Origin of the sequence: Gracilibacillus salitolerans, assembly GCF_009650095.1 — a bacterium.
Classification (GTDB): Bacteria; Bacillota; Bacilli; order Bacillales; family Amphibacillaceae; genus Gracilibacillus; species Gracilibacillus salitolerans.
In genome coordinates, this window is record NZ_CP045915.1 from 1991583 (window position 1) to 2014006 (window position 22424).

Sequence of the window (22424 nt, forward strand, 5' to 3'; positions counted from 1 at the left end):
TTTCAAAAAACTATTGACAGTTTTAAAGATTATGATACTATTATAAATGTCTAATTGATAATGAATTTCATTATTAAAAGTAAAGCAGGAAGGCAATGGAATTTTATGAAGAAGCGATATTTAATTGTATTACTAGTTATTTTATCTCTAGTCTCATTATTTATTGGGGTGATCGAATTAAATCCAAAGGATTTACTCCAACTAACAGAAGATCAAAAAGAGATTTTACTTATCAGTAGGTTTCCGCGTTTAATGAGTATCATCATTGCGGGAATGAGCATGAGTATATGTGGCTTAATCATGCAACAACTAAGCCGGAACAAATTTGTCTCACCGACAACAGCAGGTACAATGGATTCTGCACGATTTGGTATTTTAGTAGCTTTAATGATATTTCCTTCTGCAGGTCCAATTGAGAAAATGGTAGTGGCATTTACGTTTGCGTTGATAGGAACCTTTATCTTTATGAAAATACTAGAAAAAGTTAAATTTAAGGATCCTATTTTCATCCCATTAGTTGGATTGATGTTTGGGAATATTGTTAGTTCGATTACAACATTTTTTGCTTATAAAAATGATCTGATTCAGAATATGTCTTCCTGGCTCCAAGGAAACTTCGCTCTCATTCTACAAGGACGATATGAAATGTTATACATAAGTGTGCCTTTAGTGATTTTTGCTTATATCTATGCAAATAAATTTACGATAGCAGGTATGGGGGAAGATTTTTCCAAGAATTTGGGGATGAATCATAAACGAGTAGTCAATGTGGGACTGGTAATTGTAGCGATTATAACTTCTGTCGTCATACTGACAGTAGGCATGATCCCGTTCTTAGGCTTAATTATTCCGAATATTGTTTCTATCTATCGGGGAGACCATTTAAAAAATAGCTTGCCACATACAGCATTATTAGGAGCTGTATTTGTATTAGCTTGTGACATTTTAGGAAGAATTATCATATTCCCGTATGAAATTGCCATTGGTGTAACAGTTGGTGTTATTGGTAGTGGGATCTTCCTTTACTTAATCATGAGGAGATCTGCATATGCGTCTTAAGTCAAAATTATCCATATTAATTATGTTAAGTATTATCCTAATTGCTATTTATTTATTTGCAGGTATTCCTGGTAATTGGGAATACATATTGCCTAGAAGGTTTAGTAGAGTGTTAGCAATCATCGTAACAGGCTCTGTTATAGCAATCGCAACAGTAGTATTTCAAACGATCACGAATAACAGGATCTTAACACCAAGTGTAATTGGTTTAGATTCACTCTATGTATTGTTGCAAACATTTTTTATATTTGCTTTTGGTTCTACAAGTGCTTTTGCGGTAAATCCAAATTTAAACTTTGCTTTATCTGTCGGCGCGATGGTTGTATTTGCCTTTTTACTTTATCATTTGCTCTTTAAAAAGCAGAAAAATGTCTACTTTCTATTATTAGTAGGTATTGTGTTTGGTACATTTTTTGGAAGTTTATCTTCTTTTATGCAAGTATTAATTGATCCGAATGAATTTATGATTGTACAAAATCGGATGTTTGCAAGTTTTAATAATGTAAATACCGAAATACTGTGGTTTGCAATCATTCTCATCGTTCTTACTATTATGTATTTATGGAAGTACATAAAGTTATTAGATGTCATGTCATTAGGGAAAGAACATGCGATTAATTTGGGTGTTGATTATGATGAGGTGGTAAAACGGTTGTTAATTGTAATAGCGATCTGGATTTCTGTTGCAACAGCACTGGTTGGTCCGATTATGTTCTTAGGGTTGTTAGTAGCAAATGTCACCTATGAGTTTATGAAAACTTATCGCCATAGTTATCTTCTGATCGCTTCAGCTTTAGTGAGTATTGTCGCATTAATAGGTGGACAGTTAGTAGTAGATCGTATTTTTTCATTCGAAACGACATTAAGTGTAATTATTAATTTCATTGGTGGAGCTTATTTCTTATATCTGATTTTAAAGGAGAATAAAGCATGGTAGAAGTACAGGATATTACAAAAAAGTATGGAAATACTGCAGTTGTAGATCAGGTCTCTGTTTCGATTCCAAAAGGGAAAATCACATCTTTTATCGGTCCGAATGGTGCAGGTAAAAGTACCTTACTATCGATTGTTAGTCGCTTAATAACAAAGGATGCTGGAGAAGTTCGAATAGATGACCAGGAAATTTCATCCGTCAAAAGCAATGCGTTAGCAAAAAAAATTGCTATTTTGAGGCAATCCAATCACTTAAATGTAAGATTAACCGTAAAAGAACTTGTTAGCTTCGGTCGTTTTCCGTACTCACAAGGAAGGTTAACAAAGGAAGATCATCAATTTATCCAAGATGCAATTGATTATATGGAGCTTAACGATATGCAAGATAAATTCCTTGATCAATTAAGTGGCGGTCAAAAACAACGTGCTTTTATAGCGATGGTAATTGCCCAGGACACAGATTATATTCTATTAGATGAACCTCTTAATAATCTGGATATGAAGCATTCCGTACAAATTATGAAGGTATTAAGAAGGTTGGTAGATGAGTTAGGTAAAACGGTTGTCATAGTGATACATGATGTCAATTTCGCATCTGTCTATTCAGACTATATTGTGGCATTAAAACATGGCAAAATTGTTCATCAAGGTCCCAAAAATGACATGATTGATAAGAAAGTCCTCCGAGATGTCTATGATATGGACATTCAAATTCAAGATATTGATCAATGTAAAATTTGTTTATATTTTCATTAATGTTATCTATGTGAACACTTTTCCATCATGGTAAAACATGTTGATAGGGCCCATTAACATGTGACAGCGAGAAACAGTGATTCATATTAATATATTTAAAAAAATTTAAAGGGGTGTACAATCATGAAGAAATTTCTTTTCTTTTTAACTTTAATAGCACTATTATTTGTTGTAGCAGCGTGTGGTGCTGACAGTGATAGTGATGCACAAGCAAATGAAGCAGAAGGTCAATCAGGTGAAGAGGCAGACGCTTCAGAAGAATCAGCTGAAGATGGAGAACAGCCTGCAGAAGTAGTGGTAGAACATGAATTAGATACAACCACGGTACCAGTGAATCCAGAAAAAGTAGTGGTGTTTGACTATGGTACATTAGAAACATTAGATGAATTAGGAGTAGAGGTAGCAGGTGTGCCTCAAGGAAATCTTCCACCTCACTTAGAAAAGTTTGAAGGTGAAGAGTATACAAATGTTGGTTCATTGAAAGAACCTGATTTTGAAGCGCTAGCTGTTCTTGATCCAGACCTTATCATTATTTCTGGTCGACAATCTGAAGTATATGAAGATTTAGCAGAGTTAGCGCCAACCATTTATATGGGAGTAGATACGGCTAACTATTTAGAGTCATTCCAAGTAAATGTGGAAACGTTAGGGGAAATCTTTGCTAAAGAAGATGAAGCAGCGGAGAAATTAGATGAAGTACTAGCAATTGTTGATGAAGTAAAAGCTACTACAGATTCTTCTGATGGTAAGGGATTAATTATTTTAACAAATGACGGTGGTATTAGTGCCTATGGTGCTGGTTCACGCTTTGGTTATATACACGATGAATTAGGTGTAGCACAGGCTGATGATAATATTGAAGTAGCGACACATGGTCAAAATGTAAGCTTTGAATATATCTCAGAAACGAATCCAGACTATTTATTTGTTGTAGACCGTAACACGATTGTAGGTGGAGAAGAATCTGCTCAGAAAACCTTAGACAATGATCTTGTCCAAGGTACAAATGCAGCGCAAAATGATAAAATCATTTACTTAGATCCATACTTCTGGTATGTTTCTGGTGGCGGTTTAGTTTCTGTTAAAGAAATGGCAACGGAAGTTAAAGAAGCAATTCAATAATAGACTGATTTTTCATATCAAGCATTCTTACCCGTTTTCATCTGTGATGGAAACGGGTTATTTATTTCTACTATCTGAAAGAATAACTTACGAGAAAAACTGCTCACTGTCTGGCTTAAAGTGTCCAAAACAGGTGAATTTGTTTGAAAGAGTAAGTTCCTCTACATACTTTATCACGGCGCTAACCGTACGTAAGTCCCCTACTGATGGAAGTCTCACTTTATAGATTTCATTCATCTTTCTTATTCCTTCCTACTATTATTTTCACAAAATTTTATAGAAACTTAACATACTTTTAAAATCTGATAATAAAATATAAATAATATTAGCTTAACCCTAATACAGCCCTCCTTGAATAGAAAAAGAAAAGTCGTCATCCAATCAGCGGTATGGACTCTGTCAGAAGGTCGAAACTGCTCTTTGCTAACCGTCCGTAAGACTTCACTTCAGGATTCAAGCATTTCAATACGTTAGGTAGGGAATAACCGGATACTAACTTCTGCAGTAGCAAACATCATCATTATATATTCTACAAAAATTAGTAGTCTAGACTAAACCCAATATAAACGGCACAAAATACGTTTTAGAATCTTGGAACCTTGGAACATGATGGGGAATATCGTGGTGGTTCGAAAATTATATGTATAACACAAAGTATAGGTTTGTGTTTTATAAAATAAATATAAGGGGGTTTCATTTAATGAAACATAACAAATGGTGGTTGTTAGTGTTAGCACTCTTTCTTGGTTTAGTACTAGCTGCGTGTTCCGATGCAAGCGATAGCACAGAAGAAGATCAGGCAGAAGAAAATCCGGGTGATAGCTCAGAAGAGGAAAAGGCTGAAGAAGAAAATCCAAGCAATGGTGAAAAAGTTTTACGATTTGCATCTACTTCTGATATACCGACAATGGATCCCATCTTAGCAGAAGATAATGTATCTTTTCAATACACAGATACAGTGTATGAAGGGTTATACCGCTTGGCTCCTGAAGGTGAAATTGTTTCTGGTATTGCTAAGAAGGATGAAACAGAAGTCAGTGAAGATGGATTAACGTATACTTTTCATTTGCGTGAAGATGCACAATGGGAAAATGGTGATCCTGTCACTGCACATGATTTCGTTTATGGATGGCAACGTGCCATTAATCCGGATAACGGATCATTCTATGCTAACTACTTAATGAATGGCAAAGTTAAAAACGCTGCGGAAATCTATATAACTGAAGATGAAGAATCAGATGTAGAACCATTAGATCCGTCTGAATTAGGAGTAAGCGCTCCTGATGATTACACTTTTGTTGTTGAATTAGAAAAGCCAGTACCTTATTTTGAATCTTATGCTGCTTTCCCAACATTCTTGCCGATGAATCAAGAATTTGTTGAAGAACAAGGTGATGATTTCGCTCTAACACCGGATAGTATTCTTTCAAATGGACCTTTCAAAATGACGGAATGGAATACAGAAGCAGGTTGGGAATTAGAAAAAAATGACACGTACTGGGATGCAGAAAATGTGGGATTAGATGGTATTTCTGTAAAAGTAATTAAAGATGCAGATACAGCACTTTCAAACTATGAAGTTGGTGAATTAGACCGAGTTACCTTATCAGGTACGCAGGTACAAGATAATCAAACAAGTCCAGAATTCCATTCGCTTACGGAAACAACTATTTTCTGGCTAAAGTTTAATCAAGATTCTGAATCTGTAAGCGAGTATATGCAAAATGTTAACTTTAGAAAAGCATTAGCAAAAGCATTCAATAAACAAGCATATATTGACGTTGTTTATGGCAACGACTCAACTCCAGTTAATTTCTTTGTTCCGGAAGGATTTGTTGAGCATCCAGAAACAGGAGAGGATTTCCAAACAGGTAGTGATGTTTTAGCCTATGACGTGGAGGTAGCACAAGAACTATGGGCAACAGCAAAAGAAGAAATAGGGTTTGATGAAGTGACATTATCTTTCTTAAGTGGAGACAGTGATGTAGCAAAAAATATTAGTGAATTCATGAAAACAGAACTAGAAAGCAATTTAGATGGTTTAACAATAGAAGCCAACAATGTCCCATGGGCACAACAATTAGAAATTATGCACGAACAAGATTATGAATTAGCAGTTTCTGGTTGGGGACCTGACTATAAAGACGCTGTTTCTTTCGTAGACCTTTGGGTAACAGATGGAGAAAACAATGACATTGGATATTCTAACGAAGAATATGACGCACTTGTAAAAGCTGTAAAAGGAGAGCTTGCAACAAGACCGTCAGAACGTTTCGAAGCAATGCAAGAAGCAGAAAAAATCGCGTTAGAGGAAGCTGCAATTGGACCAATTATGCAACGTAAAACTTCTGTACTTGCTAAAGACTATTTAAAAGGTATGGAATCACTAAATCCATTCGGCAACGATTATAGCTTCAAATATGTTGATATAGTTAAGTAAGCCATATTGAAAATCTAAACTTATATGATGGAAAGATAAAGAGAGTATAGCTTAGAATCTAAGCTATACTCTCTTTTTGCGATTTTAAGTATAATAGGAACTCTCTACCTAAACCTCACCCTTTGCATTCTATAAAATTTAATGATGATACTTTTAGAACATTAATCCATCTCATTAATATGTATAAACAATCGAAAAGGCCTATATCATTTTCAATAATTAGGCAAAAATACTTATGTATGTAGGTCTTTTTTATGATATAATAGTGATTGAGAATCGCAATATTTACTTGGAATTGATTGATGCTGTTGTATATTGTCTTATCATTAGGTATTATGGAATACAGGAACTGATTATATTTTACTAGATAAGATTAAGGGGAAATGATTATGTCATCATCAACTGAAGTGAATACTAATGAGATCATCAAAGAATTATACAATGGATCTGTCCAAACCATTAAAAATGTTGTACCAGTTGAACATCAATTTGAATCACCAAAAATGTCTACTAATCCTTTAAATATAAAGTATGGAGTATTGATTGGATATAGTGGAACATTTAAAGGGGATTTATTAATTCAAGCGGATCACAATGTATTTAGTTCTATTGGAGAAGCTTTGTATGGGATGCAGTTGTCAGAAGATATGTTAGATTCTTTCTCGGGTGAATTAGGTAATATGTTGGCAGGTGGGCTTTCTACTCATTTAGCAAATGCAGGTATTGATACAGACATCACACATCCAACTATCATAAGTGGTAATGCAAATTTAACTGGTTTTAAGAGAATACTTGAGGTAGAAATACACTATCCAAGCATTGGTGATATGAAAATGTCACTTTTATTAAATCAATAAAAGGCTGGTGACAATATAATGGAAGAAACCATAACAAAAACAATTATTTTTAAATTAAATAATCAAGAATACGGTGCAAATATTGATCAAATACGATCCATTGAAAGACTAGAAGACATTGTTTCATTACCGCAAACATCTGATTTTATTAAAGGAATCATCAATTTGCGTGGTAGTGTGACTCCGATTATCGATTTACGTACGAGACTTGGAATGAAAGAGACAGAACCAACCGAACAGACAAGAGTACTAATTGCAAATGTTCGCGATGTACAAGTAGGCTTAATTGTGGATGAAGCAACAGATGTCATTGATATTTCACCAGAAGTAGTGGATGATGCACCTGAGCTAGTGAAAGGTGTAGATTATCGATATATGAAAGGTGTAGCCAAACTAGCAGATCGGGGTATGTTACTTTTATTAGACCTTGATTATGTATTAAGTTTGGATGAGATCAATCAAGTTCAACAAGTAGCAGATGAATAAATATTACATAAATCAACGGAGGGGAATTCCTTGGCACGAGTGTTAATTGTAGACGATGCTGCCTTTATGCGCATGCAATTAAAAAATATTTTTACAAATTTAGGATATGAAGTAGTTGGAGAAGCAGAAAACGGACAACAAGCAGCAGGTTTGTATGAAGAATTACAACCAGATATTGTTTCGATGGATATTACAATGCCCGAAATGAACGGTGTAGAGGCAACGAAAGAGATAAAAAGTAAAGATGCCAACGCAACGATCATTATGTGTTCTGCAATGGGGCAGCAACAAATGGTATTAGATGCCATAAAAGCAGGTGCCTCTGATTTTATTGTAAAACCATTCACAGAAGACCGTGTAAAAGAAACATTAGATAAACTAATATAAAGAGGTAGTATTGCAGTCTTGCTAAGTTATGTTAACCCGTTTCGATAAAAGGAAACGGGTTTTTGAATGTTGTTAGTGATAAGCATAGGATAGTTTGTTAACTAGCTTTGATATTACGAACAACATATTTCTGCTTAAACGAAACTATATATGGTCGTAATGCTTGGATAATAACACCAGTAAATAACGCATTAAGCAATGTGCCAATCCCGACATCTCCTTGAAAGAGAAGAGCAATGATAACTAAAGCAATACTTATTATAGCACGAGATTTACCAAACGATAATCCTGTTTTATCCGTTAAAATAACCATGGAGCGGTCCATTGGATTAGGCGCAAAGCTAGATTCTAAATAAATTGCAATCCCGATCCCGGAAAAAATGATACCAAGTAGAAGTAAAATACATTGTTCCAACCAACCGCCAGGTGTTAACCAAGACCCCTGAATAAATAACCACGAATCAATCCCGATACCAGTGATTAATGAAGTTAGCATCGCAAATAATTCAGGCTTGACTTTTATTGCAAGTGCATTGATCATTACTATACTGAAGCCGACGATAATTTCCCAACTTCCAATGGACAATCCGAATGATCGATATAAACCTACGAGCAAGGCATCGAAGGGTGATGCTCCTAATTGAGATTGAATAGTTAACGAAATACCCAGTGTTAACGTGATAATACCTAATATATATATAATAAAAGATCGTGCTATTTTTTGTAACATAGTATTTCTCCCCCTAGCACGATATACTATAACAAAAAAACGATGCAAAGGAAACAAAGCAATACTTATTATTGAACAATGTTACTTAAATCTAATTCGAAAGAGACGTCAGGGGTAATAGTTATTTCTGGATATTGAGATTCCCATTCTTTTGGTTTCCAATCTCTAAATTTACTTTTGGCAGAAGCACCAATCATTAGAGGATCAATCTCTAACTCTTGAAATTTCTGTATTAATTTATGCCCTTCCTCTTGTAGTGTTTTTGAAACAGCCTGTTCCAGTTCTTTTTTTTCTGCAAAAGTTTTAATTGTCCCTTTTTTTGATTCTGTTAACGTACCACTGATATCAGCCTTAATGACTACCTCCCCTTTTGATTTCCAATGTAAACTTCTTGTTGATCGAATCGAGCTAATGGCTATGGTTTTCTTTTTTTCTTCCCATTCAAATTCATACGTATGGTCTTCACAATCTTCATATAATAATTTAAATACAAAAAATCGCTCATAGGGGATTTGATGAACCAATTTATCATCTTTCATCATACCTAATGCTGCTATATCGATAGAAGTTTCACTTTGTTTCAAGATGGGAAGGAAAGGATCCATTCCTTCTCCGACTAGACGATAATTAAATTGATGCAAATTCATCTTAGGAATATTTGATTTACTATTATTTTCAATAAGTTTCTCGATGAACCGCGAAAGTGTTAATTCCATATTATAATCCGCTTTCAATAGTGTTTCTGCATCTCCTTGTACAATTGCTACACTAATATCCCGTCCCAGATCCGGTACTTCATTAATGCCGTAAAGAATATCCTCGATGCCTTTGTTCATGAGTTCCTCGCCAAATAAAATAGCTATTATATTACCAATTTCTACTTGAAATGGTGCTTCCGTCTGAATAAAGGCATTAATATCCTGAAAAGTTTTAGCATTACCCGTATAGCTTATATTATCACCCATCTCCGTTTGCTCGCTCCGGCCATAAACGGGAGCAACAGCGCTTCCTTTGTAGGTTTCCGTAGCAGGATCCCAATCGTAGCCAAACGTCATGATTAATTCGACATCGTCAAGTATTTTTGTTTTGATACAACCTGTTAATAATAAGCAACATATCAATATAAGCCAGATTCTATTTGTTTGCATGTTTTTTCTTCACTCCTGTTGCGATTTTATGGAAAAGATATAATAAAGGGATATAGATAAATAATAAAACTAGACCAACTCTTGACATGATGGTAGTTATTTTTTCGATGATAAGAAAATTGTGAATAAAATAAATACTTGAAACCCCTATGAGTGCACAAAAGATGCTAATTTTTCGAAAAGAGAATGTAGTAATCCGATGAAAACTTTGCATACTTGCCCAAAAATATAAACAACTGCTTGCTATAATGGCAATCAAATGCAAGCTAATCCCAACATATTCAAACCTTTCTATAATCGGAAAGTTAATAACCTTCCATAATTGTAGAGTTGGCCAGGATACTAACTGAATATGCTGCTCATTGTAATACATAAATATTGCAATCGCTGAAAAAAGGTAGACTGACGTTGTAAAAATATTACTTGAAATGGCCCACTTTAATCCTGATTGAAAACGATGTATAAACGGCGCATAAACTAAAATTAATTCAATCCCTAATAAACAAAAGGACATTGGTTCCATAGCTAGAATGATATCTTTTGGTGGAGTATTAAAAACAGGTAACAAATTACTAAAATGACCAACCATAAAAGCTTTATATTTAAAAATTGCCAAAAATGCAGTAAAAAAAACACTGAAAAATGCGAAACCGACCACTGTTCGAAATCCACCAAGACAAATATATAATATTAAAACAAGTAAAATAAACAGGAAAAAGTGGATGGACATATCTGGGAAGAACCATATTTGAATAATTTCGATATAGGAAACTAATACAATGATGGATATAATAAACAGATACAAACCGAATATGAATGTTAACAATTTCCCAAGTAAGTTACCAAATATATACTGATGAACACCCATGAAGTCAATCTGCTGATCGCCCACTATTTTCCAAATGATGACAATAATAAATGTTGTAAGTAAACCGGTTAGAATAATGCTAATCTAGGAATCATAACCGGCAATACTTGCAATTTGACGTTCAAAACTTAATATTCCTTCTCCAATCTGAGTAGCATGAATAATATAGAATAACAAAAACGGCGAAACCATTTGTGATATGTCCGGTTTAAAATGATTCATGATTCACCTACTTTCCTTTGCCTTTCTTTAGCCTTGTTCTATTAGTATTTATCCGATTCTTATCTTTGGCTGTAGTAATGATGGGTCTTGCTCCTTGGAAATTAAAGGGTAAGCGTATCATAGCATCCTTTAGATCTCTCCAACGGGGAGGATATAAAGGTTCTAGGAATGGTCTGCCGATTGAAGTTAATCTTAAAAGATGTGTGATGAGAAACATAATCGCAATAATAATACCGATAAGTCCCCACATCTGGGCAAATATAATGAACGGAAAACGCAGTAATCGTATGGTATTACCAATCCGATAGATAGGTGTCGTGAAAGATGCCAGTGCTGCTAATGCGACCAAAATCAGTAATACGTTACTTGTGAGTCCTGCTTCCACTGCCGCTGTTCCGATCACAATACCACCAACGATACCGATTGTTTGACCGATTTTTGTTGGAAGTCGTGCACCAGCTTCTCGTAATAACTCGATCGTTAATTCTAAAATTAAAACTTCAAGTATCGGAGGGAATGGAATATCCTTCCTAGAGGAAATTAAGGTTCCCAAAAGGTCTCCAGGAACAATGTGATAATGATAAGTTAACACGGCAACATACATAGGTGTAATGAGTACAGAAAAGATGACAGCAAAAATACGAATAATTCGAAATGCGCTCGCAATGGGCCAAGTTAAAAAATAATCTTCATAGGATGCAAAGAATTCAACTAGTGTAGTTGGTGCAATTAACACATGAGGTGAGCCATCAACGACGATTGCGATTTTTCCTTCCACTAAAGCACTGCTGACTCTGTCTGGTCGTTCGGTATCCATAAACTGTGGAAACGGTGATTGAGAATTATCTGAAATCATTTGAGCAATAAATGAACTGTCCATGACCTGGTCATATTCTACATCGGAAATTCTTTGCTCAATGGTATCGACATTTTGCTGATTGGCGACTCCGTCTAAATAGACAATGGAAATATCAGTTTTTGTAACCTTACCTACTTGAAGGTTTTTTACATGTAATTGAGGTAATTTTATTCTTTTTCGAATTAGATTAATATTCGTATTTAAATCTTCGATGAAAGCAAGTTTAGGACCAAGAACACTGAATTCAATTTCGGGTTGGGTTACTTGTCGATCCACTTCAAATTTAGCAGGAATAAGTAATATGTTTGGACTATTATTAGTAAGTTTTAGAGCAATAAAGCCAGTTAATAATTTCTCTTCCATTTTTTTAATATCTGATGTTATTTCTGTCTCAGAAAAAGGCAGCAAATTTTCTAATACATCAAGGTTATCAATCTTTGCGTCTTCTAATTTCCCAAAGAGATTAGCTTCAATCTTATCTAAATTAATTAGCGATTGATAATAAAAGATCTCAATATTATTAACGTTTCCAAGAGTGATATGCTTGAAATCATCACTATCTTTCATTATATGGAGTAGGTCATCGAAATTTTTAATTTCTTTATTTTGTTGTTTATCTTGCTTTCGATTATTTAAGATTTTTTTTCTTATCATGATAAATACCTCTTGGATAAAGATTATAACTAGTATGTGTTGTATGACCTTTAAGTATGTATCGTTTCATTGATTGTGTTAGATGAGTAGATTAGTGGTAAAAATGAAGATAGTTCGCTATCATCAAAGTAGTAACAAAAGGAGGCAAATTATGGACTTGTCAAGTAACTTTCTTCAAACAGACCGTCATGAAATGCTTTACCATAAAGCGGAGAAATTAGCTATGAAAATAAAAAATAGAAAGCAACAAGCCGATAGTGAGGCAACTTTACCTAAAGAAAATATTGAAGATTTACGGAAAGAAAACTATTTATCATTAACTTTACCAAAGGAATACGGTGGTGAATCACTGTCTTTGTATGAGTTTTTGCTTATGCAAGAAAAATTAGCAGAAGGCGATGGGTCAACGGCTCTATCTGTCGGCTGGCATTTAGGAGTAGTCAAAGAGTTGAGTGAAGAGAAATTATGGGATCCCCAAAAGTTTGATTTCATTGCCAAAGAAGTAGGGGAGAAACAAAAATTGGTAAATCGTTGTGCAACCGAACCTGCTACAGGAAGTCCAACACGTGGCGGAATTCCTGAAACCACTGCTGTTTTGGCTGGTGAAGAATATGTCATTAATGGTAAAAAAACATTTACAACCATGGCATTAGTGCTGGACTATTATATTGTAACGGCATATGTGAAAGAAAAAGATGCTGTCGGCTCTATATTAATTCCGAAAGAAACAGAAGGTCTAAGTGTTGACAAAACATGGGATACTCTAGGTATGCGTGGAACAGGTAGTGATGATTTAATTCTAGAGAATGTACGTGTACCAAAAGAGAATTTAGTAGAATTAAGTGATAAACCGAAGAGACCAGGTCCTAAAGGTTGGTTATTACATATTCCGGCTTGTTATCTAGGGATTGCGCTTGCAGCTCGTAATGATGTGATTCAATTTGCCAAAGAATTTCAACCAAACAGTTTAAATAAGCCGATATCTGAAGTGGAACATATTCGTAATAAAGTAGGAGAAATCGATTTAAAGCTATTACAGGCACGTTACTTTATGTATAGTGTTGCAGAGAAATGGGATACACATCCAGATAAACGTGGACAGTTAATAAAAGAATTGGGAGCTGTAAAGCTAGTTGCTACTAATAGTGCAAATGAAGTAGTCGATCTCGTGATGCGAATTGTTGGAGGGCGTGGTTTATCCAAACATATGCCGTTTGAGCAATATTACCGTGACGTCCGAGCAGGACTTCATAACCCACCAATGGATGATATGGTTATCTCCTCATTAGCAAAAAACGCATTTTCGTAATATGAAAATTCCGGTATAATCCGCCGGTTCTTATTTGTAGTAGATAACAACTGCGAACTAGTGGAATTTCAGATTTGATTTCTTCCATTCTTTCCGTAAAGAGTTTAAGAATACCGCTTCGGCAGAATAATGCGCTTTCCGCGGGCTCGGCTTCAGCTAACTTGGTAAAGAAACCCACTTTACCAAGTGGATCTTCAGCTCTCACTGTCCCACAGGAGTCTCCGTATTCTGCCTACGCTAATAAAATGGATCTATCTTTTAAAAGTGGAAGAATTTAGAAATTAATTCCTAAGGATCTATGCTTTCTATAATCAGAACACTACACTAAGCGGAGGGAAAATACGCAGACTCCTACGGGAACAGCACGAGCTGAAGCCGTGCCCGTGGAAAGCTCAGTATTTTCTCGCAGCGTATACATGCACTCATCAAAATTCAGAATGGAAGAAAGTGAATCTAAGTTCACAGTTTATGTTTTTTGTTAATATTTTTAGTTTTGATGTAATACTTTCAAATTTCTACTCTGCTAAAATGGTATATTTCCCTAATGAAAAAAGCATGCTTAATTGTTTAAGCATGCTTTTGGTTGTTTTTCGTGTCTTCTAATATAAATTGATACGTGCTGAGTAATTCTTCAAAACGGTCTTCCCATCGTTGCTTTTGTGCGTAGCGAACTGCATTTTGTTTCAATTGGTATCGCCAATCTTCATCATTTAGAATCGAATTAATAGCGTCAATAAATGAATCTATATGATTGCTATCACATAACTTCCCGGTAAAACCCTCTTGGACAATATTTTTCACGCCACCTTCATTTGCCGCAACTACTGGTGTTCCTGTCGCTAGTGCTTCTAAAACTACATTTCCAAAAGTTTCTGATTCAGAAGGAAATACAAAAATATCACTGGCAGAAACAATTTTTGCTACATCATTTTGTGGTAAAAATCCTGTATACGTTACATTTTGGTGCCAGTCATTTTTTAGACTATTTTTAGAAGGACCGTCACCAATAATAAGCCAATGGATGTTATCTTGTAGTTCAGAAGGAAGTTGTTTTGCAATCTGTGGAAGTAACTCTACATTTTTCTCTGGTGCTAAACGACCAACATAGCTTAAAATATAGCGTTCTTTAATATTATATTTCTTTCTGATTTCTTCAGCAGAGTAGTATGGGTGAAAAATGGTCGTATCAACACCGCGTTGCCAAATTTGTAAATGCTGAAACCCTTTTTTTTGTAATTGATGACAGGTTACAGCAGATGGTACAAAAATACGAAGTAATGGTTGATGAAACCATTCCATATAACGCCAGAGTGCTTTCGATAACAAGGATAAATGATAATATTTTAAATAATGATCAAAATCGGTATGGTAAGATCCAACAATGGGAATATTATATTTTTTTGCGAGATGAAGTCCTGTTAAACCAATCGAAAAAGGTGTGGCGACATGGATGATATCAGGTTGGAATTTTTTTATAATTTCTTTTAAATGAGCGGTGTTTGGTAAAGAGATCCGACAGTCTTTATAAAGCGGGAACGGAAAACTGGATTGACGGTAGATTTGGCCAGCGCTTATTTCTTTTCTTGTTTGCTTTGGCGATATCACAATATAAGAATGGTGGCTCTGATCTAAATATTTCGTAAAACGCCCCAATGTCTTTGCAACACCATTAACATCTGGAAGAAAGGTATCCGTAAAGATAGCTATTTTCATATTGTCTCCCCCTTAGGAACTATATTCCTCACTTCAAACATATGTCGAAAAAATGTAAAGAACAACAGGAATATGTAAAATGAATGTAAAAAATAACTAACACAGATAAAAATAACGCTTTCAAAAAGAAAAATGTTTTTGTTATAATAAGATGAAGGGGAAAGGGAGAATGCAGGATGTATCAAAAAATAATTCTAGCTGCAGATGGTTCTGATCATGCATTAAGGGCTACAGATCATGCCATAAAATTTGTGGAAAGTGTGCCGGAATATCAATTAGATGTCGTGATTGTTATGAACGAAGGAACGAAAGGAAAACGACCGGTAAACCTGGCAAGCTTGGTAGAGGAAAAATTGAAATTAACTAAGCAAAAATTGAAGCAGGCAAACGTTCATTTTCGGACGATTATTTTAATAGGTGATCCCAAACATGAAATTGTGAAATATGCTAAGCGTGAAGAAGTTGACCTTTGTATTATCGGCAGCAGGGGATTAAATAGATTTCAAGAAATGGTTTTAGGAAGTGTCAGTCATAAAACAGCTAAGCATATTAACTGCCCGATCATGATTATAAAGTAATGACTTTCCATATAGTAAATACCGTAATGAAGCTGATTGCAACTGATCCGAACAGATAAAACAGAGCTTTTTTCCACTGTTTTTGTTCTAACATGTTAACGACTTCAACACTAAATGTCGAGTAAGTTGTAAAAGCTCCACAAATTCCTACACCTAAAAAGCTCCATGTCGATGAAGAGATCCATTCCGCTTGATAAAATAAATAGACAAAAGCGAAAAGGATGCTACCTGTGAAATTGGCAAGCAATGTTCCCACAGGCAGCCAATATTTACTTGTATTAAATTGTATGCTTAACACATATCTTAGTATCGCGCCAATGAAGCCACCTAAACCAACAAACAAATAACTCATACCATTTTCTCCTTACTAATTGCTAATTTAGCACCCAAAAAACATGAACCTACACCACCGAAAATTTGTATCACAAAATAAAGAATGAGCCATTCTATACTATCATTCAATAGCAACACACTCTCTGCGATAAAGGTGGAAAAGGTAGTAAAAGATCCCAAGAGTCCTGTTGTAAATGCCGTAAAGATGTATGGTGGCAGTTTATTTTTGAAAAAAGGCTGGAATGTAACATATGCTAATACAAAACATCCGATTAAATTAGCAATTGTTGTGCCAACTGGAAAGCTTAAAAATGATACGGATTCTGCAACAATATAGCGGGGAAGAGCTCCAAGCACACCACCAATCCCAACAGCCAAAAAAAGTTTTAATTCCTTTGTTTTCATTGACAAGTTGGGCAAAAACCGTAAATTTCAAATTTATGATCGTCAATCATATACTGCTTTAATTCCTCAGATAATAGATCCATTGGACAGTGGTGGATTTCTTTTGTAACACCACAACTTTTGCAAATAAAATGATGGTGATGATGATGGTCACATTTAAGCCTGAAGTGCTTTTCACCATTTAATTCAGTTGACTCTAAGATGCCTAGCTGATCAAATAAATGCAAGTTTCGATAAATTGTATCAAAGCTTATTCCATCATAGTTAGGCTCCATATTTTCCAATAAATCTTTGGCTGTACAATAGCGGTTTTCATCTACAAAGAAATCAATCATATGTTTTCGCTTATCCGTATATTTATAGCCTTTTTCTTTTAATATACCAAGTGCTTCATTTGTATTCATTCGATCACCCCGTTTTTAAACGATGCTTCCTACTTTTTATACTTGCTATGATCCTTTTGGTTAATATAGTGACTATTAATAAAAGGATGAGTAGCATTACAATGGTACCACCTGGTGGTATTTCCAAATAGTAACCAGACACTAGTCCTAAAATAACAGCTGTTTCTCCATATATTATCGCATAAATAATCGTTTGTTTAAATCCTTTTGCGATACGAATACTTGCTGCAACGGGTAATGTCATTAATGCAGAAACTAACAGTACACCAACAATACGAATGGAAGCAGCAATTACAAGTGCCGTTAAAACAATAAAAATAAAATGAATTCTTTTAGCATGTATACCAGTTACCACTGCTTGCTCCTCATCAAAGGATAATAAAAACAGTTCTTTATATAATAAAAAGATAACAGCACAAACGATAATAGCAATGATGATAATACTCAATAAATCTTGCCTGCTTACCGCTGATACAGAGCCAAATAAATAATTATATAAGTCTGTATTAAATCCATTTGCCATCGAAATAAAAATAACACTTAATCCAACCCCACCGGACAAAATAATCGGGATTGCTAACTCCTGAAACGCAGTGTAAACCCGGCGCAAGCGCTCGACAATCACTGAGCCAATAATCGAGAATCCTAAACCCGAATAAAAGGGTGTGATCAGCATCGCTCCAGTCTTTTTTTCCAGTAGCAATCCGAATGCAATCCCCGCAAGTGTAACGTGTGATAATGCATCTGCAATCAACGATAATCTACGTACTACAATAAAGGCACCCAGTAATGGAGCGATAATACCGATAATAATTCCGGTAAAAAAAGTGTTCCTTAAAAACTCATATTCTAATAAATTCATTAACATAATTGTTCCTCCATTAATGCTCATGGGTCACTAGATTTAGCGGGTGACCATAAAAATCAGATAATTGATCTTTCGATAGTGTTTGAAACTCATTAGGATTACCATGAAAATGTAGTGTTTTGTTTAAACAGGCCACTCTAGAGGCATGATGTGTCATTGTCCCAATATCATGGGTTACTAATAACAAGGTAATGTTTTGTTGATTTAATTCATGTAATAGATCAAAAAACTTTTCTACATTTTCAGCATCGACACCTACCGTAGGCTCATCCAAGATTATTAATTTTGGATTACTGACAAGTGCTCGAGCGATAAAAATTCGCTGTTGCTGTCCCCCAGACAGGTCTCCGATATTTTCAGAAAGATAATCGGTCATTCCTACTTTTTCTACAGCTTCGTAAATGAGTTTTTTATCCTGACGTGAGAGTCGTCTGAAATAGCCCAGTTTGGAAGCGAGTCCCATAGTAACGACTTCTTCCACTGTTGCAGGGAATCCACGGTTAAAACTGTTTGCTTTTTGCGATACATAACCTAATTTATTTTTTTCTTTAAATTTGCGAATCGGTTGACCGAAAAGATGGATCGTCCCAGTAGTTGGCTTTTCCATCCCCAATAATAGTTTGATCAGAGTTGTCTTTCCTCCACCATTCGGTCCTACGAGTCCAATAAAGTCACCTTTATTTATTGTGAAATTGACATCTGATAAAGCTTGCCGGTCGCCATAATGAAAATTGACATTCTTCATCTCAACAATTGGTTTTGACATAATTATCACCTTCGTTTTTCAATCTGTACATATTTTATCGTAATCATTACGGTTTGTAAATTATCCAGACCGGAAAATATCAGCTTATTTGGTATTGTCATGATATTCCAACTGGATCATTTGATTTTTATCTCATCTTTTCGTTAAAATAATAGCAACGAAGATGAGGAGGAGTTATGCATGACAGTTCAGTTTTATTGGTATCCTAAATGTGGGACTTGCCGGAAAGCGAAGAAGTGGTTAGATGAACATCAAGTTGATTATGAAGCTATACATATCGTGGACAACCCACCTAGTAAAGCAGAATTGAAAAGTATAATTGATAAAAGTGGTTTACCATATAAAAAATTCTTTAATACAAGTGGCAAGAAATACCGTGAATTAGGTTTGAAAGATAAATTGAAAGACGCAACAGAGGATGAAATGCTTGATTATTTGACTTCTGACGGTATGTTATTGAAACGACCACTGTCAGTTGGTGAAGACCAAGTGACAATAGGATATAAAGAGGAAACATTTGAACAAACTTGGAATTAAAGGAATAGTATAAAATTGCAACTATTTAGGAGGATTTTTCATGAGTTTACCAGAAAATTATTTATATTCAAAAGAGCATGAATGGGTGAAGAAAGAAGATGGCAAGTTAAGAATAGGTGTTACAGATCATGCGCAATCAGAATTAGGAGATATTGTGTTTATTGAACTGCCAGAAGTGGGAGATGAGATCAAAACAGATGAACCATTCGGAAGTGCTGAATCTGTTAAGACAGTTTCAGAATTATATGCACCTGTCACTGGTAAAGTCGTAGAAGTAAATAGTGAATTAGAAGATAATCCGGAATTTGTTAATGAATCTCCGTATGACAAAGCATGGATGATTGTGGTAGAACCTAGTAATCAGTCAGAAGTAGAAGAGTTATTATCTGCTGAAGATTATGATAAAATGATCAACGAAGCGTAACAAACAGGTAGCATTCGCATGTAGCGGATGCTATATTTTTTAATGAAGTATCATTAGACTGTCATAACCTAAATACGTATATCCATACAATAAAATAAAGTGAGACTTCCAACGGTGGTTTTTAACCCCCACTGGCCTGGCGAAACTTATTAGGAAAGTAGCGACCGTTATCCCTAAATTAGCTTCATTGACATACTCTCTTGAAGTGGGGGGCTTACGGACGAGTAGCGCCGTGATAACATAATAGCTTTTGGTTTAATTTGAACTTTGAGAAGTAGGTGAGCCAATTGTCAAAACAAGAAATAAAAGTGATTATAGTGGAAGGTAGATCTGATAAAGAAAAAGTGGCAAAATTAGTGGATGAAGAAGTTGAGATTGTCTGTACCAATGGCACGATCAATGTAGAACGTTTGGAAAATTTAATTGAAATGTTTAATATGGATTATCGGGATGTTTTTATACTAGTTGATGAAGATAATGCTGGTAAGAAATTAAGAAAACAATTATCCAAAGAATTACCACATGCCATCCATATATATATTGACAAATCGTATCGTGAAGTGGCAGCTACACCTGTATCTGAGTTAGCAGTAGCACTTGTTTCATCTCATATCATGATAAATCCAGAATACTTATAATATAGAAGGAGATTGTAATGATTGATATAAAGAAGGAAAATTGGGATAACCTATTACATTATGAGGAACCACTAGTCATCTTCGTGCATACACCTTTTTGTGCGACGTGTCAATTAGCAGAACGAATGTTAACGATATTGGAAGAAGCAGATCAGGCACAGTCTTTTTTACGGATGAACGCTTCTTTTTTTCCGGAATTCATGGAGAATAATAAAATCCAAAGTGTACCTGCTCTGCTATTGGTGAAAGATGGTGGTGTAGTTGATAAACTGTATGCTTTTGAATCGGTAACTAAATTACACAATGTCTTGGAAGGTTGGAAACAAAAACAGAGCATTTAGCAATAAAATCAAGTAATTTGTAAGAATTTATACCATACATTTTTCTGTTAGTTATATATGATTACAAGTGGTTGTGTATCTGTGTACATCTTCTTTCATCACATTTGGTCACTATGTAAGAAGATGTTACAATTATAATTGTCAAATAAAGAAAGGATTGATTTATTATTAGTGACCAATTAAATCTACAGTACACAACGGAAATGGAAAAAGCGATGCTTCAATCCCACGGGGTAGGATATGCTGAATACAGCCGTAAACTTTCCCAGCGATTAGACATCGAAAAAGAAAGAGAAACAAGTTACCATAAAAGCCAAGAAGTTGTGAGAGATGTAGAACGTTTAGTTCACAGATAATAATAATTGGATGTTAGAGGAAAAATAAATAAAACAAATGAAAATAGACACTAAGATACAACAGTTACTTTCCATAAGTAGCTGTTGTTTTGTTTTATCACGGTGCTAATCGTCCGTAAAACTCCCACTTGAAGGTTCAAGTAAATCAAAGAAGCTAAGTGAGGGAGAACGGACGCTAACATCCTAATAAGTTTCGCTAAAAAGAAAGTATCTATCCACAGTGTCAGTAATAGCTTGATCTGAATTATCGTTTGAATCGATAATTGCAGGTTAAGTGTGGTATAATATCAAACGGATTAAATGAAATCAGTCGTTTCCGAAAGTGGTAAAATGGTTGATTATAGATTCGAAATAGTATAAGATTATAATGAGAATAAAGTGAGAATGGATTTAATTCCACTTCAAATCAATACATTTAAAAGCTTTGGAGGTATGTAGTTATGGCAAGTTCTACTTTAGAAATTAAAGATCTTCATGTTGAAATAGAAGGTCAGGAAATATTAAAAGGTGTTAATCTTACCATTAAAGGTGGAGAATTTCACGCAGTAATGGGACCAAATGGTACAGGTAAATCAACATTAGCATCTGCTATCATGGGTCACCCCAAATATGAAGTGACAAAAGGTGACATTCTTCTTGATGGGGAAGATGTATTGGAAATGGAAGTAGATGAGCGTGCACAAGCTGGTCTATTTTTGGCCATGCAATATCCAAGTGAAATTAGTGGTGTAACAACTTCTGATTTCTTACGTTCTTCTATTAACGCACACCGTGAAGAAGGCGATGAAATTTCTTTAATGAAATTCATTAAAGAAATGGATGGAGCGATGGATTATCTGGAAATGGATAAAAACATGGCACAACGTTACTTGAACGAAGGTTTCTCTGGTGGTGAGAAGAAACGTAACGAAATTCTTCAATTAATGATGTTGAAACCAGCTATCGGTATTCTTGATGAAATTGACTCTGGTCTTGATATTGATGCACTAAAAGTAGTATCAAAAGGTATCAATAAACTACGTGATGAGTCATTCGGTTGCTTGATCATTACGCACTATCAACGTTTGTTAGACTATATCACACCAGACAAAGTACATGTCATGATGAAAGGTCGTGTCGTGAAATCTGGTGGGCCAGAATTAGCTCAACGCTTAGAAGCAGAAGGTTATGACTGGATCAAGCAAGAACTTGGTATTGAAGATGAAACTGTAGGACAAAAAGCGTAAGGTAG

Annotated in this window: 26 protein-coding genes; 15 read left to right on the forward strand and 11 right to left on the reverse strand. The window is 35.0% G+C overall.

The window, feature by feature from the left end; all coding sequences use genetic code 11:
- Positions 1 to 105 precede the first annotated feature (105 nt).
- The 8 genes from GI584_RS09155 to GI584_RS09190 all read left to right on the forward strand — a co-directional run bounded on the left by GI584_RS09155 (position 106) and on the right by GI584_RS09190 (position 8040).
- Complete coding sequence (locus tag GI584_RS09155; protein ID WP_100360974.1) at positions 106 to 1059, forward strand: ABC transporter permease; 954 nt, start codon at positions 106 to 108, stop codon at positions 1057 to 1059.
- Positions 1049 to 1996, forward strand: a complete 948-nt coding sequence (locus GI584_RS09160) for an iron chelate uptake ABC transporter family permease subunit (protein ID WP_153791048.1) — start codon at positions 1049 to 1051, stop codon at positions 1994 to 1996. The genes GI584_RS09155 and GI584_RS09160 overlap by 11 nt, the downstream gene beginning before the upstream one ends.
- Positions 1990 to 2748 carry an iron ABC transporter ATP-binding protein gene (locus GI584_RS09165; protein WP_100360972.1) on the forward strand — a complete coding sequence of 253 codons (759 nt, stop codon included), beginning with the start codon at positions 1990 to 1992 and terminating at the stop codon, positions 2746 to 2748. The genes GI584_RS09160 and GI584_RS09165 overlap by 7 nt, the downstream gene beginning before the upstream one ends.
- Before the next feature lie 123 nt (positions 2749 to 2871).
- Positions 2872 to 3870, forward strand: a complete 999-nt coding sequence (locus GI584_RS09170) for a siderophore ABC transporter substrate-binding protein (RefSeq protein WP_100360971.1) — start codon at positions 2872 to 2874, stop codon at positions 3868 to 3870.
- 700 nt (positions 3871 to 4570) lie between these two features.
- Positions 4571 to 6310, forward strand: coding sequence for a peptide ABC transporter substrate-binding protein (locus GI584_RS09175; RefSeq protein WP_153791049.1), 1740 nt, complete (start codon positions 4571 to 4573; stop codon positions 6308 to 6310).
- 389 nt (positions 6311 to 6699) lie between these two features.
- Entirely contained in the window at positions 6700 to 7167 is a 468-nt protein-coding gene (locus GI584_RS09180; protein WP_100360969.1) for a chemotaxis protein CheX, read from the forward strand.
- A gap of 18 nt (positions 7168 to 7185) precedes the next feature.
- Positions 7186 to 7653 carry a chemotaxis protein CheW gene (locus tag GI584_RS09185; RefSeq protein ID WP_100360968.1) on the forward strand — a complete coding sequence of 156 codons (468 nt, stop codon included), beginning with the start codon at positions 7186 to 7188 and terminating at the stop codon, positions 7651 to 7653.
- Between the two features lie 30 nt (positions 7654 to 7683).
- Complete coding sequence (locus GI584_RS09190; protein WP_153791050.1) at positions 7684 to 8040, forward strand: response regulator; 357 nt, start codon at positions 7684 to 7686, stop codon at positions 8038 to 8040.
- Between the two features lie 97 nt (positions 8041 to 8137).
- Here GI584_RS09190 and GI584_RS09195 read toward each other — a convergent pair whose 3' ends face one another.
- The 5 genes from GI584_RS09195 to GI584_RS09210 all read right to left on the reverse strand — a co-directional run bounded on the left by GI584_RS09195 (position 8138) and on the right by GI584_RS09210 (position 12521).
- Positions 8138 to 8770 (reverse strand): YczE/YyaS/YitT family protein, encoded by a 633-nt coding sequence (locus GI584_RS09195; RefSeq protein WP_153791051.1) that lies wholly within the window; start codon positions 8768 to 8770, stop codon positions 8138 to 8140.
- Between the two features lie 68 nt (positions 8771 to 8838).
- Positions 8839 to 9918: a Ger(x)C family spore germination protein gene (locus tag GI584_RS09200; RefSeq protein ID WP_153791052.1), complete on the reverse strand. Its 1080-nt coding sequence runs from the start codon at positions 9916 to 9918 to the stop codon at positions 8839 to 8841.
- Positions 9905 to 10870 carry a GerAB/ArcD/ProY family transporter gene (locus tag GI584_RS09205; protein ID WP_228552418.1) on the reverse strand — a complete coding sequence of 322 codons (966 nt, stop codon included), beginning with the start codon at positions 10868 to 10870 and terminating at the stop codon, positions 9905 to 9907. The genes GI584_RS09200 and GI584_RS09205 overlap by 14 nt, the downstream gene beginning before the upstream one ends.
- Entirely contained in the window at positions 10871 to 11008 is a 138-nt protein-coding gene (locus GI584_RS24000) for a spore germination protein (protein WP_228552379.1), read from the reverse strand. It abuts the gene before it with no gap.
- Between the two features lie 7 nt (positions 11009 to 11015).
- Complete coding sequence (locus GI584_RS09210; protein ID WP_153791053.1) at positions 11016 to 12521, reverse strand: spore germination protein; 1506 nt, start codon at positions 12519 to 12521, stop codon at positions 11016 to 11018.
- A gap of 151 nt (positions 12522 to 12672) precedes the next feature.
- Here GI584_RS09210 and GI584_RS09215 point away from each other — a divergent pair, with 151 nt between their 5' ends.
- Positions 12673 to 13830: an acyl-CoA dehydrogenase family protein gene (locus tag GI584_RS09215; protein WP_153791054.1), complete on the forward strand. Its 1158-nt coding sequence runs from the start codon at positions 12673 to 12675 to the stop codon at positions 13828 to 13830.
- Positions 13831 to 14397: 567 nt separating this feature from the next.
- Here GI584_RS09215 and GI584_RS09220 read toward each other — a convergent pair.
- Complete coding sequence (locus GI584_RS09220) at positions 14398 to 15543, reverse strand: glycosyltransferase family 4 protein (RefSeq protein WP_153791055.1); 1146 nt, start codon at positions 15541 to 15543, stop codon at positions 14398 to 14400.
- A 176-nt stretch (positions 15544 to 15719) separates the two neighbouring features.
- Here GI584_RS09220 and GI584_RS09225 point away from each other — a divergent pair, with 176 nt between their 5' ends.
- Positions 15720 to 16121: a universal stress protein gene (locus tag GI584_RS09225; protein WP_153791056.1), complete on the forward strand. Its 402-nt coding sequence runs from the start codon at positions 15720 to 15722 to the stop codon at positions 16119 to 16121.
- Here GI584_RS09225 and crcB read toward each other — a convergent pair.
- The 5 genes from crcB to GI584_RS09250 are packed head-to-tail and all read right to left on the reverse strand — an operon-like array spanning position 16111 to position 18897.
- Positions 16111 to 16473 carry a fluoride efflux transporter CrcB gene (gene crcB, locus GI584_RS09230; protein ID WP_153791057.1) on the reverse strand — a complete coding sequence of 121 codons (363 nt, stop codon included), beginning with the start codon at positions 16471 to 16473 and terminating at the stop codon, positions 16111 to 16113. The genes GI584_RS09225 and crcB overlap by 11 nt on opposite strands.
- Positions 16470 to 16859 (reverse strand): fluoride efflux transporter FluC, encoded by a 390-nt coding sequence (locus GI584_RS09235; protein WP_228552419.1) that lies wholly within the window; start codon positions 16857 to 16859, stop codon positions 16470 to 16472. Before GI584_RS09235 ends, crcB begins: the two co-directional genes overlap by 4 nt.
- Positions 16856 to 17263 carry a Fur family transcriptional regulator gene (locus GI584_RS09240; RefSeq protein ID WP_153791059.1) on the reverse strand — a complete coding sequence of 136 codons (408 nt, stop codon included), beginning with the start codon at positions 17261 to 17263 and terminating at the stop codon, positions 16856 to 16858. Before GI584_RS09240 ends, GI584_RS09235 begins: the two co-directional genes overlap by 4 nt.
- A gap of 4 nt (positions 17264 to 17267) precedes the next feature.
- Positions 17268 to 18131 carry a metal ABC transporter permease gene (locus GI584_RS09245; RefSeq protein WP_100360956.1) on the reverse strand — a complete coding sequence of 288 codons (864 nt, stop codon included), beginning with the start codon at positions 18129 to 18131 and terminating at the stop codon, positions 17268 to 17270.
- Positions 18132 to 18144: 13 nt separating this feature from the next.
- Positions 18145 to 18897, reverse strand: coding sequence for a metal ABC transporter ATP-binding protein (locus GI584_RS09250; RefSeq protein WP_153791060.1), 753 nt, complete (start codon positions 18895 to 18897; stop codon positions 18145 to 18147).
- A 180-nt stretch (positions 18898 to 19077) separates the two neighbouring features.
- On the opposite strand from GI584_RS09250, the gene GI584_RS09255 reads away from it, so the two are divergent.
- The 5 genes from GI584_RS09255 to sufC all read left to right on the forward strand — a co-directional run bounded on the left by GI584_RS09255 (position 19078) and on the right by sufC (position 22419).
- On the forward strand, positions 19078 to 19434 hold the full coding sequence (locus tag GI584_RS09255; protein ID WP_100360954.1) for an arsenate reductase family protein: 357 nt from the start codon (positions 19078 to 19080) through the stop codon (positions 19432 to 19434).
- Positions 19435 to 19474: 40 nt separating this feature from the next.
- A complete protein-coding gene (gene gcvH, locus GI584_RS09260; RefSeq protein WP_100360953.1) occupies positions 19475 to 19858 on the forward strand; it encodes a glycine cleavage system protein GcvH in 384 nt (127 codons plus the stop codon).
- Between the two features lie 287 nt (positions 19859 to 20145).
- Entirely contained in the window at positions 20146 to 20496 is a 351-nt protein-coding gene (locus GI584_RS09265; RefSeq protein WP_153791061.1) for a ribonuclease M5, read from the forward strand.
- A 17-nt stretch (positions 20497 to 20513) separates the two neighbouring features.
- Positions 20514 to 20837 (forward strand): thioredoxin family protein, encoded by a 324-nt coding sequence (locus GI584_RS09270; RefSeq protein WP_100360951.1) that lies wholly within the window; start codon positions 20514 to 20516, stop codon positions 20835 to 20837.
- A 796-nt stretch (positions 20838 to 21633) separates the two neighbouring features.
- Positions 21634 to 22419 (forward strand): Fe-S cluster assembly ATPase SufC, encoded by a 786-nt coding sequence (sufC, locus tag GI584_RS09275; RefSeq protein WP_100360950.1) that lies wholly within the window; start codon positions 21634 to 21636, stop codon positions 22417 to 22419.
- Positions 22420 to 22424: the final 5 nt, after the last annotated feature.

Coding starts and splice junctions, on each gene's coding strand:
- GI584_RS09155 (WP_100360974.1), top strand. CDS start 106: ATGAAGAAGCGATATTTAATTGTATTACTAGTTATTTTATCTCTAGTC.
- GI584_RS09160 (WP_153791048.1), top strand. CDS start 1,049: ATGCGTCTTAAGTCAAAATTATCCATATTAATTATGTTAAGTATTATC.
- GI584_RS09165 (WP_100360972.1), top strand. CDS start 1,990: ATGGTAGAAGTACAGGATATTACAAAAAAGTATGGAAATACTGCAGTT.
- GI584_RS09170 (WP_100360971.1), top strand. CDS start 2,872: ATGAAGAAATTTCTTTTCTTTTTAACTTTAATAGCACTATTATTTGTT.
- GI584_RS09175 (WP_153791049.1), top strand. CDS start 4,571: ATGAAACATAACAAATGGTGGTTGTTAGTGTTAGCACTCTTTCTTGGT.
- GI584_RS09180 (WP_100360969.1), top strand. CDS start 6,700: ATGTCATCATCAACTGAAGTGAATACTAATGAGATCATCAAAGAATTA.
- GI584_RS09185 (WP_100360968.1), top strand. CDS start 7,186: ATGGAAGAAACCATAACAAAAACAATTATTTTTAAATTAAATAATCAA.
- GI584_RS09195 (WP_153791051.1), bottom strand. CDS start 8,770: ATGTTACAAAAAATAGCACGATCTTTTATTATATATATATTAGGTATT.
- GI584_RS09200 (WP_153791052.1), bottom strand. CDS start 9,918: ATGCAAACAAATAGAATCTGGCTTATATTGATATGTTGCTTATTATTA.
- GI584_RS24000 (WP_228552379.1), bottom strand. CDS start 11,008: ATGAATCATTTTAAACCGGACATATCACAAATGGTTTCGCCGTTTTTG.
- GI584_RS09210 (WP_153791053.1), bottom strand. CDS start 12,521: ATGATAAGAAAAAAAATCTTAAATAATCGAAAGCAAGATAAACAACAA.
- GI584_RS09215 (WP_153791054.1), top strand. CDS start 12,673: ATGGACTTGTCAAGTAACTTTCTTCAAACAGACCGTCATGAAATGCTT.
- GI584_RS09220 (WP_153791055.1), bottom strand. CDS start 15,543: ATGAAAATAGCTATCTTTACGGATACCTTTCTTCCAGATGTTAATGGT.
- GI584_RS09225 (WP_153791056.1), top strand. CDS start 15,720: ATGTATCAAAAAATAATTCTAGCTGCAGATGGTTCTGATCATGCATTA.
- crcB (WP_153791057.1), bottom strand. CDS start 16,473: ATGAGTTATTTGTTTGTTGGTTTAGGTGGCTTCATTGGCGCGATACTA.
- GI584_RS09235 (WP_228552419.1), bottom strand. CDS start 16,859: ATGAAAACAAAGGAATTAAAACTTTTTTTGGCTGTTGGGATTGGTGGT.
- GI584_RS09240 (WP_153791059.1), bottom strand. CDS start 17,263: ATGAATACAAATGAAGCACTTGGTATATTAAAAGAAAAAGGCTATAAA.
- GI584_RS09245 (WP_100360956.1), bottom strand. CDS start 18,131: ATGTTAATGAATTTATTAGAATATGAGTTTTTAAGGAACACTTTTTTT.
- GI584_RS09250 (WP_153791060.1), bottom strand. CDS start 18,897: ATGTCAAAACCAATTGTTGAGATGAAGAATGTCAATTTTCATTATGGC.
- GI584_RS09255 (WP_100360954.1), top strand. CDS start 19,078: ATGACAGTTCAGTTTTATTGGTATCCTAAATGTGGGACTTGCCGGAAA.
- gcvH (WP_100360953.1), top strand. CDS start 19,475: ATGAGTTTACCAGAAAATTATTTATATTCAAAAGAGCATGAATGGGTG.
- GI584_RS09270 (WP_100360951.1), top strand. CDS start 20,514: ATGATTGATATAAAGAAGGAAAATTGGGATAACCTATTACATTATGAG.
- sufC (WP_100360950.1), top strand. CDS start 21,634: ATGGCAAGTTCTACTTTAGAAATTAAAGATCTTCATGTTGAAATAGAA.